A 14,613-nucleotide genomic window follows, 5' to 3' on the forward strand; every position below is an offset into this window, starting at 1 on the left:
GAGCTGGAAATACTGTCAGCGATGCCAGAAAACACCGGAAGCCCTTGTTCCATAAGGCACTTTCAACTCCTGGCATGCTCCTTGATATCAACTTGGCACCCAACCGGGCGATCCGTCCCACCGGGCACCTTTATTTTTTAGCAAGGAGAGCATCCATGGCTACACCAGCGTATATGTCCATCACCGGCACCAAACAAGGCCTGATCACCGCCGGTGCCTTCACCGCTGACTCCGTTGGCAACACCTACCAGGAAGGCCACGAAGACCAGGTCATGGTTCAGGGTTTCCAGCACGAAGTGATCATCCCGCGTGACCCGCAGTCCGGCCAGCCAACCGGCCAGCGCGTGCACAAACCCGTAGTCATCACCAAGGTTTTCGACAAGGCTTCGCCACTGCTGCTGGCTGCCCTGACCTCCGGTGAGCGTCTGACCAAGATCGAAATCCAGTGGTACCGCACCTCCGCTGCCGGCACCCAGGAGCACTACTACACCACCACCCTGGAAGACGCGATCATCGTCGACATCAAAGACTACATGCACAACTGCCAGGACCCATCGAACTCGCACTTCACCCACCTGGAAGACGTGCACTTCACCTACCGCAAAATCACCTGGACCCACGAAGTCTCCGGTACTTCCGGTTCCGACGACTGGCGTTCCCCGGTCGCGGGCTAAGTCCGGCCGACCGTTACACCAACATCGGCCAGCTCTGCTGGTCGATGTTGTTTACGCCATAAGGGATTTCTTGCGTTCGTCGGCGCCCGGCCCCGGGGTCGACCCACGCGGCAGTACTGCACGAGGAACAAGGGATGTTCGCGCCGGCCAATCAGACCCACTTCAGCCTGACCGTCGAAGGTCTGGAGAACGACCTCCAGGTATTGTCCTTCACCGGACGGGAAGCCATCAGCCAGCCCTTCGCCTTCGAGGTCGAGCTGGTCAGCGCCCAGGCCGCCCTGGACCTGGAAAGCCTGCTGCACAAACCGGCCTTCCTGCAGTTGGCGCAGAACGGCACCGGCATCCACGGGCAGATCTACCGCGTCGCCCAGGGCGACTCCGGCAAGCGCCTGACCCGCTACTCGGTGACCATCCGCCCGCACCTGGCCTACCTCGCGCACCGCATCAACCAACGCATCTTCCAGAACCTCACGGTGCCGAAAATCATCGGCCAGGTCCTCGAAGAGCACGGCATCCAAAGCAACGCCTACCAGTTCCAGCTGGGTTCGATCTACCCCGAGCGCAACTACTGCGTGCAGTACGACGAATCGGACCTGCATTTCATCCAGCGCCTGTGCGAGGAAGAAGGTATCCACTACCACTTCCAGCACAGCGCCGACAGCCACACCATCGTCTTCGGCGATGACCAGACGGTGTTCCCGAAACTGGCGCCAGTGGCCTACCAGCAAGACTCCGGCATGGTCGCCAACGACCCGGTGATCAAGCGTTTCGACCTGCGCCTGGAAGCCCGCACCAGCCGCACCACGCGCCGCGACTACGACTTCGAGAAACCGCGCCTGACCCTGGAGAGCGACGCCAAGAGCGAGCTCAAGCCGGACCTCGAGGATTACGACTACCCCGGGCGTTTCGTCGATCGCGAACGCGGCAAGCACCTGGCCAAGCGCGCCCTGGAACGCCACCGCAGCGACTACCGCCTGGCCGAGGGCAAGAGCGATCAGCCGCTGCTGGTCAGCGGGCATTTCCTGGCCCTGAGCGAACACCCGAAAGCGCAATGGAACGACCTCTGGCTGCTGACCGAGATCGTCCACGAAGGCAAGCAGCCGCAGGTGCTGGAAGAGTCGGTGACCAGCGACACCACCCACAACAAGGACGACTTCCACCAGGGCTACCGCAACCGCTTCCAGGCCACGCCCTGGGACGTGCCCAACCGGCCGCCGCTGCTGCACCCCAAGCCGCGCATCCTCGGCAGCCAGAGCGCGGTGGTCACCGGGCCCAAGGGCGAAGAGATCCATTGCGATCAGTACGGCCGCGTGAAAGTGCAGTTCCACTGGGACCGCGAAGGCCAGTCGGACGACAAGACCAGCTGCTGGCTGCGGGTGTCCTCGGCCTGGGCCGGCGCCCAGTACGGCGGCATCGCCATCCCGCGGATCGGCATGGAAGTGCTGGTGACCTTCCTCGAGGGCGACCCCGACCAGCCATTAATCAGCGGCTGCCTGTACCACAAGGAAAACGTCGTCCCTTACGAGTTGCCGGCGAACAAGACCCGCAGCACCTTCAAGACCCTGAGCAGCCCCGGTGGTGGCGGCTACAACGAGCTGCGCATCGAGGACAAGAAGGGCCAGGAACAGATCTTCCTGCACGCCCAGCGCGACTGGGACGAGAACGTCGAACACGACCAGAAGATCCGCGTCGGCAACGAGCGCCACGACACGGTCGAGGCCAACAGCTACAGCGAGTTCAAGGCCGAGGAACACCACACCGTGCACGCCGACCGCAAGGTCGAAGCGCGCGCCAGCGACCACCTCACCGTCGGTGCCAACCAGCACATCAAGATCGGCACCGGGCAGTTCATCGAAGCCGGCCAGGAGATCCACCTCAATGCCGGGGTGAAGGTCGTCATGGAAGCCGGCAGCGAGCTGACCCTCAAGGGCGGCGGCAGCTTTATCAAGCTCGACGCCGGCGGCGTGACCATCAGCGGCCCGCAGGTCAAGGTCAACTCCGGCGGCGGCCCGGGCAGCGGCAGCGGAGCAGCGCCACTGATGCCCGGCGTGCTGAAGCAGGCCGACGCCGACAAGGCCGGCGCCCTGCTGACCCCGGCGCAAATCAACACCCTCAAACGCAACGCGCCTTTCTGCGAAGAGTGCGAAAAGTGCAAGGACGGTGCCTGTGCCATCTGATCGCCTGACACCCCAGGCCTGGCTCGCCCGCCAGCCCCTGCAACCCGACGAGCGCCTGTACCTGGTGATCAGCAACGCCAGCGACGCCAACCCGCTCAAGGACTTCTACCAGACCCAGGGCGCCAGCGGCCTGACCGCCCTCTGGAGCGGCACGCCCTACGCCGACTGGCAGCCGGTGATGCCCTACCTCGCCGAACTCAAACCGACCTCCCCGTTCCTCGACTGGATCGCCACCACCGACGCCGACGACTGGGGCTGGCTCGCCGTCTCCAACTGCGAACCGGCAGTGGTATTCGAACACCTGCGCAGCCTGACCCAGGTGAAGATGCCGGGCGGCGCCGAGGTGTTTTTTAGGTTTTGGGATGGGCGGCATATTTATCCGATCCTCACCGGACTCGGTGAGGATGCAAAGCAAGTCCTGCCGATCTTCGACCGCTGCCTGATCAATGGCCGGGCATTGAGTACTGGCCAAGGCGTAGTCAAGCCACCCAAACCATTCCCCTGGTGGGAGGTGCCGGAAGCGCTGGTCAAGAAGCTCGCCGAGGATGACCCCAGCACCGTGATCGACAACATGATGCAGTGGCTGCTGGAAGACCATGCCGAGCTGTATTTCTCGTTCCCTGAATCCAACTTGCGGCAGAAGGTGGCACGTTTCGTAAAACGCACCCCGCTCACGGAAGAAAACTACACCGGGCTATTGAAAGCCCACTTGGAAAATGAGGTGGTTGCATGAGCATTTTGTTGGGGGAATTCGCCGTTAACCTGACGGCTAAACAGCCGGATGCTCAAGTCATCATCCGCGACTTCAAGAAATGCCTGGCCGACTACCGTGCTCACGCCGAAGCCTGGTACGGCGGCGTGCTGGACGCCGAGCAGCAGTTCCAGGTCGGCGACGAAGTTGCCACCCAGGACAAGGACAGCAAAAGCCGCGCCGATCTTTACGCGAATTGCCCGGCCAACGGCAAGCTCAAGCTGGTGCACAGCTTTGAATCCGCGCGTTTCGTACCGATCGGCAATACGCCGGTACGCCTGGTGCCAGTGGTCGATGGCATGGTCTATGGCAAGAACGAAGCCGGTGCCGCCATCAACGTCACCATCGGCCCCAGCGGCATCAAGGAAGTCACGGGGCTCAAGCCCAACCAGCAATACAAGATCACTTTCTTTCCCAACCCGACCCGTGCGCAAATCGACTCGCTGTTCAACTCTTATCAGGGCGTGATTGGCGACCTGAGCGGCTGGCTGCAAACCGAATGGAGTACCGACTTCCTGCCGCTGTGGAAGGCCCATAACAACGCTTCCATCGGCGGCCGGGCGCTACAGCAGCTAGAGTCGGCCTGGAAGGGTTTCCTGAAGGCCATCATGGGCTTGTGGGGCGATATCAAGAGCCTCTACAACCTGGTGGCCCACCCTCGGGAAAACTACCAGAAGCTGAAGAAGTTCTTCACCGAGGAAGAAATCAAGAAGATCTACAACGCCTCGAAAGACGCCATCCACACCGCTTTGCTGATTGCCAGCGACGAGCCACTGATGTGGATCTACGTGGCGGCGATTGTCGCCTGGGTGAAGATGCTGCCGCCGCAAACCTGCATGGAAGTGCTAGCCGAGCTGACCACCGAAGTGCTGCTGAACATCCTGATCGGTATTGTGCTCACCGGCGGTATCGGTCTGGCCGTACGGGTCGGTACCAAGGCACTCAAGGCCACGCAAAACAGCGGCAAAGTGCTGAAGCTGATCGAAGACTTCACTTCCCTGCTGATGAAAACCAGCAAGAAGAACGCAGCTGGCCACACTGAGACGGCCAGACCCTTGCTGCTCAATGGCAACGCGGCGTTAAGCCCCGGTCGCAAGGCCACCATCGAGATTGCTCCGCCCAAACCGGCAACAACGGCTACAGCTCCCAAGGCGAAACCGAAACCCTCTGGCGGCACAGTGGAAACCGATGCGCAAATCCAGGCGCGCGGCAAGAAGAAGCCTGCCACCCGCGCCGAGCAAACAGAACCCGTCAGTGACGCCCCCAAGCAGTCTACAAACCCGGCGGATAAACCAGCGCAGTGCACAAAAAACACTCGCTGCGAAGGCGACCCCATCTCGATGGTCACTGGTGAGGAACTGCTGACCCTCACCGATGGTGAACTCGATGGCCTGCTGCCCCTGGAATGGACGCGGCTGTATCGCACCAGCGCGGTGGAAATCGACAATCGCCTGGGCTTCGGCTGGAGCCACTCGCTGTCCCATCGTTTGCAAATTAACGATGAAGGCGTGCTGTGGACCGATAATGAAAACCGCCAGACTCATTTCCCGATGCCGACCGAACAGCGTCCGGCCATTACCAATAGCCTGGCCGAGGCTGCGATTTTCCTGGGCGATGCTCCGGGCGAACTGATCCTGACTCAGGCCGGGCAAGGCGCGCGCTTCTATCACTTTCGTGCCGGGCGCCTGACCACCATCAGCGATGCCTATAACAACCAGCTACACGTCAGCTACGATCTGGTCGACCGCATCCAGCGCATCGACAATGGTGCAGGTCGCTCCCTGTTTTTGCGTTACGACGACCGCCATATCGCCGCAGTCGACTATCAGCAGCGACGTCCCGACTACAACGAACAGGGTGAACGCCAGGAACCCTGGCTGACGGTCCAGACCCTGGTCAGCTACCAGTACAACGAACACAACCAGCTGATCAGCGCCACCAATGCGGTGGGTGAAGTCGAACGCTATCGCTATGACGAGCAGCATGTCATTCAGGAGCGCCAACTGGCCGGTGGTGCGAGCTTCCGCTGGGAGTGGGAACACGAAGGCAAGGCAGCCCGTTGTATCCGCCAGTGGTCCAACCTATCGCAGATCGATGCGCGCTATGTGTGGGACGACGAAGGTACGGTCACCGTTATCAACGCCGATGGCAGCGAACAGGTCTACGTGCACGACGAGAATGCGCGGCTGGTCAGCCAGACCACCCCTGACGGTGCGGAAACGCAAAAAGCCTACGATGAAAAAGGTCGCCTGATCGCTGAAAAAGACCCTCTCGGGGCCATCACCGCATACGAGTACAGTGAGGCCGGGCGCCTGATCGCCGTGATTCCTCCAGAGGACGAATCCACCTATTACAATTATTTCGATGGTCATCTCATCGAAGTTCGACGCGGCAACGCGCAGTGGAAATACGAACGCAACGATCAAGGCGACATCACCCAACAGACCGACCCCGATGGCAACGAAACCCACTACTGCTACGACCGCCAGGGCCGCCTGCTGGAAATCACCCATCCCGACGGCAGCCGCCATCAACTGGGCTGGAACGGCCTCGGCCAACTGCTGGAAGAACGCCTGCCCGACGGCGGCCAGCGCAAGTACCGCTACGACGCCCTCGGTCGACAGATCACCCGCCAGGACGAAAGCGGCGCCATCACCCAGTACCAGTGGGACGCCGCCAACCGCCTGGCGCAGATCACCCTGCCCGGCGGCGCGACCCGCGCCTTCAGCTACAACGCCTACGGCAAAGTCACCGCCGAGCGCGACGAGCTGGGCCGCATCACCCGCTACGAATACGCCGACAACCTGCACCTGGTCAGCCGCCGCATCAATCCGGACGGCAGCCAGCTGCGCTATCGCTACGACAACGCGCGCCTGCTGCTCACCGATATCGAAAACGAACGCGGCGAGCAGTACCACCTGGATTACTACCCCAACGGCCTGATCCAGCAGGAAACCGGCTTCGACGGCCGCAGCACCGCCTACGCCTACGACCTCAACGGCAATCTGCTGAAGAAAACCGAATTCGGCGACGACGGCAGCGAGCTGGTCACCGAGTACCAGCGCGATGCCGCTGGCCGTTTGCTGGTGAAAACCCTGGCCGATGGCGAAAAAATCCACTACAGCTACGACGCCCTCGGGCGCCTGGTGAATGTCGACAACGGCCACTGGCCGCTGGCCTACGAATACGACCTGCAAGACCGCCTGATCACCGAACACCAAGGCTGGGGCACCCTGCGCTACGAGTACGACAAACTCGGCCAACTCAGCCATTGCCGCCTGCCCGATGGCAGCAAGCTCGACTACCGCCATGCCCTTGGCGGCCAGCTCAGCAGTATCGACCTCAACGGCTCGCGCCTGACCAGCCACCAGTTCAACGCCGGCCGCGAACAGCAACGCCAACAGGGCCTGCTGCTCAGCCAGTACCAGTACGACGAACAAGGCCGACTGCAGGCCCACAGCGTCAGCCAGCAACAGCACGGCCAGCACCACAACCTCTACCGCCGCGCCTATGCCTACGACGCCAACGGCAACCTCGTCGGCATCGACGACAGCCGCAAGGGCAACCTGCGTTATCACTACGACCCGCTGGATCGCCTGATCAACGTACGCGGTGCCACCCCGGAAAGCTTCGCCCATGACCCGGCCGGTAACCTGCTCGGCCAAGGCGACCAGCCAGCGGCCAACCTGGCCAACGTCAAAGGCAACCGCCTGCTGATGCAAGGCGACCGCCACTATGATTACGACGCCTTCGGCAATCTCAGCCGCGAACGCCGGGGCGCAGGCCAGAAGCTAGTCACCGAATATCAGTATGACTGCCAACATCGGCTAATCGGCGTGAGCCTGCCCGGTGGCAGTACCGCGACATACAAGTACGACGCCTTCGGCCGCCGCATCGCCAAAACCGTCGATGGCCGCACTACCGAGTTCCTGTGGCAAGGCGAACAGCTGATCGCCGAGAGCGCCGAGAATCGCTATCGCAGCTACATCTACGAACCCGACACCTTCCTCCCCCTGGCCATGCTCGATGGAGAAGGTCCGGCCCACGCCACGCCGTTCTACTACCAACTCGACCACCTCGGCACCCCGCAGGAATTGACCGCCTATAGCGGCGAAATCATGTGGTCGGCCAAATACCGGGCCTACGGCAATCTGGCCGCGTTGGATGTATCGGAGATCGACAACCCGTTGCGCTTCCAAGGTCAATACTTCGACGCGGAAACCGGGCTGCACTACAACCGCCATCGCTACTACAATCCGAGCTCTGGACGGTTTTTGACCCCGGACCCGATCAAGCTGGCGGGGGGGTTGAACAACTACCAGTACGTGCCTAACCCTACAGGATGGGTGGATCCGCTGGGATTGACATCTGAACCAGGATCCAAGTGTCTTAGTGCGGTTACTGCCAATCGTGAGGAAATAATTGGTGGTTTAGGTGAGGTTGTTCAGCCTCAAATGAAAGCGATACATCAGCTAGACGAAAATGCATTAGTTGGATTTCGAGGCAGCCTGGCTCGTGGGTTCAAGGGACCACACAAAGGTAACATTCCATTTGACCCATCAGATTTTGACGTTGATGCCTTTATAGTTAGTGACAAGCTTGCCTCAAGGTTCGGCAAACAGCATTTTAGGAGTGGCTCTCGCATTGATGAAATTTCAAAAGCCCAAAAGCAAATTGAAAACGAGTTGAGACAGCGCCCAGAGTTCTCTGGGCTTAGAAATGAACGATTTACCTTCCGTATATTTACACAGAAGGAAATTGAAAAGCTCCAAGCGAAAGCCGACTCTCAAATCTTTTTTATTAAACCAGGAAAATAACATGAGCCCCGAAACCTATAGAGAGTTCGCAGATATCGGTTTAACCCCAGTCGGTTCATTGGAAAATACGGCCACTGTTCTCGGAGATATTCTTGGCGTTACCTTCAAGAAAGATAATGAAGGCACATATGACGAATACCCTGCCTTTCTGGCAAGCACACCAACCCTTAAATATGCACTTCTAGGGGTTCCACTCCCCGAAGATGATTTGCGCGAAGAACCATCTAACGACTTCAATTTGCTAGTTAGTTCTATAGACGATGACTCAGATCTTCCAGAAATTGACATATCAGAGAAATTAATCAGTCAACTGATAAAAAGTGGCGTCGTACAATGCTGGAGACTTAATTAAAACAGGCACCCCGAAGCTGTAACGCTCATACAACAAAGATAGATATTATCGGGGAGCAGCAAAAACAAGCGCCCCATCTGTCAACTACAGCAAAGCTGCAACCAAAAAATCAACCATTTGATAAAATATTACAAACCAAAAAATAGAGAAAAGCTTCAAGCTTCTGCAGAGATTTTTCCTACATAACGCGTCGACTTCTGCCAACTTGTAGCCCCTCCTCTACCCAGATAGCATCTTTCAGTCGCTGCAAAATCAGTGACCGGTTTTGACAGACCGAATATGATCGAGACATGCAAATGTCGCTATGTGAACAGCTGGAATTTTTTGTGCCTACCACTTCTTATATGGCTGCTGTGCGTGGGGCTCCTTGTTCACCCAGGAAAAAATGTCTTTCCAGATAGGAAAATACCCCCAGGAGAAAAGCATGAAAATTAACTGGAGCTCTTTTGGGATTGAACAGAGTTCATCAGTTACCGATGACATAATCTCTCAGACACAAAAACTATTGGGAGTAAGCTTTCCAAGTTCATACTTGGATTTAGTCACCTACTCAGACAAGTCATCGCCAGAAATATCGTCATTTCCTTATAGTGAAAACGAGAGTTGCATTAGTGAGTTTTTTGAGTTCTCACCAGATATACGGCCATATACCATAGCATGGTATGTTCGCGCAGGAGGCACCGCTGGACTTCCGGCAGGCATAGTGCCTATTGCACGGGACGCCAGTGATTATTTAGTATGCTTTAACTTCAACAGATCCTCTATAACCGTGGAAATTTTCGACCAAAACTCAAGCAGCCTTTACTTCGTAGCCAGTAGCTTTGAAGAATTTGTTGGATTATGGACAGAGTAAGAAAATCGGCCTCTCGCCCAATAGAAAATAATGAAACAGTAAATATTAAAAATCGATCCTGGTGAACGACCTGTTCACTGTTGTCGATTGGATAGCGATCTCAAGCTGGCGGGGATTGAATTACCAGTAGGAGTCTAAGCCTTTGGGCAGGTGGATTCGTTGAGGAAAGGCTTGCTGGAAAGAATGGACTAAGGATTTCGAATGAGGTGGTTTATGTACGACTATCAGTCCCTAATACAAAAAATAGACTCTTCGGACGAAGAAACATTCTGGTTCGGCGCAGCAAGCAAGGACCAAATACAAAAATTGGAAAACCTACTACAGCTTAGCTTCCCTGAAGACTTTTCAGCATTCTTAGAGGTTTGCGGTGGCGGCGGCGTAGTCGAATCAGAAATATGTGGAATTGAAAAAAACGATGCGACTCTAGCTAGAGGGGGCACCATCAACTACAGCACCAACTACTGCAGATCTGACTATGATCTACCCGCAGATTTAGCTGTCATTTTTCTAAAAGATGATGAGATTTGTTGGGCAATCAACTGCTCCCCTCAAGGTAAAGGGAAAGTTGTTAGCTACAATATTTTCCGCAAACAAATTGAAAAAACATTAGCTGAAAACTTCTATAACTTCTTTAAACACTACATAGAAATTAGGGCGTAAAAATTTCATACCTATGTTGTTTCGCAACCTTATGTGGCAACGCAGGGACAAAAAACGAAGCTTTTGTGTTAACAATTTTTCCTAAGCTCTGCCCGAAGCACATAAGATTATTTTTAGATTTTTCCTACAAATCAAATCGACTTTTGCCAGCTTGTAAATATTTAATCCAACATACAGCATCTTCAAGCCGCTGCGAAATCATTGATAAGGTGTGGAAGCCCTTTTTAAATCAGGTAAAATACCAAACATGCCCCAGCAATGGGCAGAGTTGTTTTGGGGCATCTAAAGACTCGAGCAGATAACAAAAGAAGCGCAGACGCGTTCTAATCGGCCATTTAAGCTTTAATATAGGCACTCTTCCAAGGGCTGACACCACATATAGAACATGCAATACCTGCCTATAGTGACGAGCGCAATCACATGTATCGAATCATTGGAAAACAATGGTAAAAGTGAAATGAAAATAAAATTAGAATACAACCTTCAAGCCATTCGTGTGCCAAGCGGATGGACAATAACCATAAACAACCTGTTCGAAGTTGAGCTAACAGAGAAGACGTCCGACTGGTACAGTAACTCCGTACTTATTGGTGGCATGCGGAGAAGCACTGGTCATTGTTTTGATGCAAGATTGGAACCAGAAGGAGACCCCTTCGGAGATTTTGTAGTTGACTTCCTGACTATAAAGCATGACAACCGCGGAAAGCCCATAAGAAATTCTGAAGAATATATATGTGAATTTAGAACAAAGAGTAAAAGCGAGTTAGTAGCCAAGATTGAAAGTTACATGCTAGAAGCATGATCTCGTGGCATCAAAAAACTCTCAACTCACCATTATCCAACACCAGTTAAATCCCACCCACTCTTCAGGAAAATCAATTTAAATCCATGTACATAAATAAAACCTCAAAAACCGAGTCCGCTTCATACATTGGAGGGAAACCAGTCATCCCCCAAGGAATGAGCATACCCAAAAGCCCAAACGGCAGTTTGATGAGCTTTTACTTCACGCTGCAATTTCCAGAGGCTCACTCACTACATGGCCACACGCTAAGTATTTTTGCCGCGACTGACGATTTCAACGAAGACTATACGATTCCTGAAATGCTCAAAGTCCCGCTATTGGGGGCAACCATTCCAGATAACTTTTTAAGCGATTACCAAAAATATTTTGCAGCCTTTCTTTTCAGGAATGAAGATAAAACCTATGCAAGTGACTGCCCGATACGGATCGCAATGACTCCCTTAGCATTTAGCCACAGCAAAGGCAGCGATGTATTCGGCTGGGCTGGCGATAAGCCCAAGTGGCTCATGGGTGATGAGACACCGGCCCAATACAAGGGAGCGGCCTTGGACTTTTTATTGCAAGTACATGGAGAACAGTCATTTCCGATTATTGATACCGCCCCTCCACAACAAGAAATGGATATTTTTGGCAAAAGCAAGCCTAGAACAAAAAGAAACTACACTTTATTTAACCAGAACGAAATATACTTCTTTGGAAGTAGAACATCAGACGTTGATGACCGCGTCTACATAGTCACGCAATGCGACTGACATAAAGCTCAACCAGTAGTACAAACAAATGAATACACTGACCCTCAGACAAAAAAGCATCATCCACAACTGCCTACTCGACCTCAAAGACTCTTCTTCCCTGACCATCCAAAGTTTTCTACCTGTAGCGCTAGACAAACTCGCAACTTCGGAGGGTTTCGGCATTGACATGTCGGGAATTTATCTCAGTACTGATGAGGACTTTGAAACCATCCCCGAATACCTGAAAGAAGGAATAGCATTCGAGTTCATGGGCGAGCACGTAGTGCTTTCATTTTCTGACGGAGCCTCCGTCATCAGCAACTGGTGCGACAATAACGCCATATCAGATCGTGAAAGCATTTTGCTAAAATGCAAAATATTGAAAGCAAAATTCTAAACGGAAGATTAGTCAGTAATAAACATCAAGCTCGCATCGATAATCGCGATGCGTTCAGGCAAAAGCTGGTCGCTGAGACTGACGGGAACACGACCGTAGCTGCCTCTGCAAACGGCTTATGCTTCCCCCGCAGGCCATGCTCGACGGGAGTCCCGCTCACAAGCCAAGCCGTCCTTCAATACGCCCCCCTGTCGGACCTACTGCTCCCCCTACCCCATTTGTTTATTCCCGCGCTCATCCGTCTAATCCCTATCCCATCCACCGCAACACAACGAAGCCCTCATGACTCGATACATGCTTTACCCGCTATTCCTGTTTTCCCTTCTGCTCACCGGCTGCGCCACCAAGTTCGACGTCGCGCTCAATGGCACGCCGGATCCGGACTATCAATTTGATCGGCAGGCGCTGGTGCTGGTGACGGCCACGACGGGGAATGACGAGAATTCGCTGAATGCCCGTTATTACCTGCGCGATATGGTCAATGCGTTGAAGGACCAGGGGTTCCGCGAGGTGTTTACCGAGGCGTCGCTGCCCAAGAAGCATGCGCCGATCAAGATGACGGTCAGCCTCGATATCCATAGCAAGCAAGTCACTTACCGCTACACCGCCACCGACTACGGCCAGGTGCAGAACAGCACTTCCACGGTGTGCAAGGATGGCAAGAAAAAGAAGGAAAAGCTGGTCTGCACCAGCACGCCCAATACGTCTTATGGTCCGGTAGGCACCTCGGAACGCACCGGCTACACCACCCTTTCGACCTTTACCGCGACGGCCCGGGACGAAACCACTCGGCGTGCGGTGTATCTGCTGCGGGTGTCCTCTTATAACGAGGATTGCCAGAACGGCAAGGTCGAGGCCTTCCTGGTGGAGCAAGGCCTGCAGAACCTGGATTTCCGCGACCGCGTACAGCGTAATTACACGGTCACCATGCCTGAAAATTACAGCTGCAAATAAGCCTGTAGAGACCTCGCGATGCGCCGTCTGAACCGGCGCTATCGCGAGCGAGCCTTTATAGGTAACCCAGAGCCACGCAGCAGTCGGATCAACGGCTGGCATTAGTCGGTTGCAAAGCCGCCGTCGGCGCAATCACCGCCGTTTCCGAACGTGGCGTGCCTTGTGGCACCCAGTCATAGCTCACCGGCAATGCGCGGTACACCCAGTTGCTGATGGCGTCGCTGCCCGGAGCCTTGCCGAGGAACGGGCTGACGTATTCCCAGACGTTTTCACCGCTTGCCGTGACCTGGAAGAAGCGGCCGTTCATGCCTTCATCGATCAGGGTATTGCCGTTGGGCAGGCGTCGGGCGCTGCTGATGAACGAGCTGTAGAAGGCCCAGCCCGGCTGCCTGGAACTGGCGGCGCTGTACTGCCAGACGATCTGTTGGGTCACGGGGTCGATCTCCAGCACCCGCGAGCCGGAAATCAGCCCCAATGGCACCGAGGGGTAGCCGGCCGTGCCCTGGTTGTCGAACACCAGCAGGTTGCCCGCGCCCGGCAGGCCGGCGGGGATGATGTGGGCGTCGTGCTGGCCGACGAACTGGTCCACCGGGCGCGGCAAGGTCGCCGGCGCTCGCGGGTTGAGGGTCGGCAAGTTGGGGCCGAGGCGCCAGACCACCTTGCCGCTCTGCTTGTCGATGATGGCGATGAAGTTGGCGTTGCGGGAATCGAACAGCAGGTTGTCCGGGGCGAAGCGTTTGTCGCCGGCGTCGAACCACTTGTTCGGGCCAACCACGCTGAGGTTGTTGATGTGCAGGTAGTCCGGGTCCTTGGTGGTGCGCACCAGCTTCAACTGCTCCGGGGTGAAGCCGAATTCCTTGAGGTGTTCGGAGGCCAGCCACTGCCATTTCACTTCGCCCTTGGGGCTGACTTCGTAGATCACGTCATCGATCACTTGCGGCACCTTGAAGCCCGCCACCGCATGCACCTTGTTGGCCAGCACCAGGGTGTTGCCATTGCTCAGGCGGCGCTGGTCATGATGCTGCTGGGCCGCGCCGCCAGGCGCCTGGTCGCCCCATTGCCAGACCACCTTGCCGTCCCAGTCCAGCTCGCCGACGCTCTGGTTGCCCAGGCCATTGCCGGCCGAGCCGAGTTTGCCGGGGTCCTTTTCGCTCAGCTGCAACAGCACCCGGCCACGCGCGCCGCCCACCAGCTGCGGGTCGATGATCGCCGAAGGAAAGCCGGCCTGGGGCCAGGTTTTCACCTCGTTGCCATTCATGTCGATCAGGTGGGTTTTCTTGTCCGCGCCACTGAAGATCACGTACTGATTGAAAGCCTTGGCCGGGTCGTAACGGGTCACGCCGGTGGGGTAGACGCTGGGGGCGGCGAAGGCCCCGGCACTGAACAACAACAGCAGGGGCAACACGGGCTTGAGGTTCAACATGGTGGAACTCCTGTTC

General features: G+C 56.0%; 12 protein-coding genes. 11 read left to right on the forward strand and 1 reads right to left on the reverse strand.

Translation table 11 applies throughout. From position 1 onward, the window contains the following. The first annotated feature begins 155 nt into the window (after nucleotides 1–155). The 11 genes from AC07VU_RS09985 (at nucleotide 156) to AC07VU_RS10035 (ending at nucleotide 13,174) form a co-directional block, all read left to right on the forward strand. Entirely contained in the window at nucleotides 156–674 is a 519-nt protein-coding gene (locus AC07VU_RS09985) for an Hcp family type VI secretion system effector (protein ID WP_007925756.1), read from the forward strand. A 134-nt stretch (nucleotides 675–808) separates the two neighbouring features. Continuing rightward, nucleotides 809–2,851 (forward strand): type VI secretion system Vgr family protein, encoded by a 2,043-nt coding sequence (locus AC07VU_RS09990; RefSeq protein WP_495029792.1) that lies wholly within the window; start codon nucleotides 809–811, stop codon nucleotides 2,849–2,851. Beyond that, nucleotides 2,841–3,584 (forward strand): DUF4123 domain-containing protein, encoded by a 744-nt coding sequence (locus tag AC07VU_RS09995; RefSeq protein ID WP_495029793.1) that lies wholly within the window; start codon nucleotides 2,841–2,843, stop codon nucleotides 3,582–3,584. The genes AC07VU_RS09990 and AC07VU_RS09995 overlap by 11 nt, the downstream gene beginning before the upstream one ends. Further along, entirely contained in the window at nucleotides 3,581–8,419 is a 4,839-nt protein-coding gene (locus AC07VU_RS10000; RefSeq protein WP_495029794.1) for an RHS repeat-associated core domain-containing protein, read from the forward strand. Before AC07VU_RS09995 ends, AC07VU_RS10000 begins: the two co-directional genes overlap by 4 nt. Nucleotide 8,420: 1 nt before the next feature. Beyond that, a complete protein-coding gene (locus AC07VU_RS10005) occupies nucleotides 8,421–8,771 on the forward strand; it encodes a hypothetical protein (protein WP_277590060.1) in 351 nt (116 codons plus the stop codon). Between the two features lie 424 nt (nucleotides 8,772–9,195). After that, complete coding sequence (locus tag AC07VU_RS10010) at nucleotides 9,196–9,624, forward strand: SMI1/KNR4 family protein (protein WP_277590061.1); 429 nt, start codon at nucleotides 9,196–9,198, stop codon at nucleotides 9,622–9,624. 213 nt (nucleotides 9,625–9,837) lie between these two features. Beyond that, entirely contained in the window at nucleotides 9,838–10,284 is a 447-nt protein-coding gene (locus AC07VU_RS10015; RefSeq protein ID WP_277590062.1) for an SMI1/KNR4 family protein, read from the forward strand. Nucleotides 10,285–10,741: 457 nt separating this feature from the next. Beyond that, nucleotides 10,742–11,086, forward strand: coding sequence for a hypothetical protein (locus AC07VU_RS10020; protein ID WP_495029795.1), 345 nt, complete (start codon nucleotides 10,742–10,744; stop codon nucleotides 11,084–11,086). 191 nt (nucleotides 11,087–11,277) lie between these two features. Continuing rightward, a complete protein-coding gene (locus AC07VU_RS10025; protein ID WP_495029796.1) occupies nucleotides 11,278–11,841 on the forward strand; it encodes a hypothetical protein in 564 nt (187 codons plus the stop codon). Nucleotides 11,842–11,869: 28 nt separating this feature from the next. Beyond that, nucleotides 11,870–12,220, forward strand: coding sequence for a hypothetical protein (locus AC07VU_RS10030; protein WP_495029797.1), 351 nt, complete (start codon nucleotides 11,870–11,872; stop codon nucleotides 12,218–12,220). A 282-nt stretch (nucleotides 12,221–12,502) separates the two neighbouring features. After that, a complete protein-coding gene (locus AC07VU_RS10035) occupies nucleotides 12,503–13,174 on the forward strand; it encodes a hypothetical protein (protein WP_007928953.1) in 672 nt (223 codons plus the stop codon). Between the two features lie 88 nt (nucleotides 13,175–13,262). Here AC07VU_RS10035 and AC07VU_RS10040 read toward each other — a convergent pair whose 3' ends face one another. Next, nucleotides 13,263–14,597 carry an aryl-sulfate sulfotransferase gene (locus AC07VU_RS10040; protein WP_495029798.1) on the reverse strand — a complete coding sequence of 445 codons (1,335 nt, stop codon included), beginning with the start codon at nucleotides 14,595–14,597 and terminating at the stop codon, nucleotides 13,263–13,265. Nucleotides 14,598–14,613: the final 16 nt, after the last annotated feature.

This window comes from Pseudomonas sp. GW821-FHT02B10 (assembly GCF_059421865.1).

Bases quoted from the DNA above. Each gene is read 5' to 3' on its own strand.
- AC07VU_RS09985 (WP_007925756.1), top strand. From the start codon at position 156: ATGGCTACACCAGCGTATATGTCCATCACCGGCACCAAACAAGGCCTG.
- AC07VU_RS10000 (WP_495029794.1), top strand. From the start codon at position 3,581: ATGAGCATTTTGTTGGGGGAATTCGCCGTTAACCTGACGGCTAAACAG.
- AC07VU_RS10030 (WP_495029797.1), top strand. From the start codon at position 11,870: ATGAATACACTGACCCTCAGACAAAAAAGCATCATCCACAACTGCCTA.
- AC07VU_RS10015 (WP_277590062.1), top strand. From the start codon at position 9,838: ATGTACGACTATCAGTCCCTAATACAAAAAATAGACTCTTCGGACGAA.
- AC07VU_RS10005 (WP_277590060.1), top strand. From the start codon at position 8,421: ATGAGCCCCGAAACCTATAGAGAGTTCGCAGATATCGGTTTAACCCCA.
- AC07VU_RS10010 (WP_277590061.1), top strand. From the start codon at position 9,196: ATGAAAATTAACTGGAGCTCTTTTGGGATTGAACAGAGTTCATCAGTT.
- AC07VU_RS10025 (WP_495029796.1), top strand. From the start codon at position 11,278: ATGAGCTTTTACTTCACGCTGCAATTTCCAGAGGCTCACTCACTACAT.
- AC07VU_RS09990 (WP_495029792.1), top strand. From the start codon at position 809: ATGTTCGCGCCGGCCAATCAGACCCACTTCAGCCTGACCGTCGAAGGT.
- AC07VU_RS10040 (WP_495029798.1), bottom strand. From the start codon at position 14,597: ATGTTGAACCTCAAGCCCGTGTTGCCCCTGCTGTTGTTGTTCAGTGCC.
- AC07VU_RS10020 (WP_495029795.1), top strand. From the start codon at position 10,742: ATGAAAATAAAATTAGAATACAACCTTCAAGCCATTCGTGTGCCAAGC.
- AC07VU_RS10035 (WP_007928953.1), top strand. From the start codon at position 12,503: ATGACTCGATACATGCTTTACCCGCTATTCCTGTTTTCCCTTCTGCTC.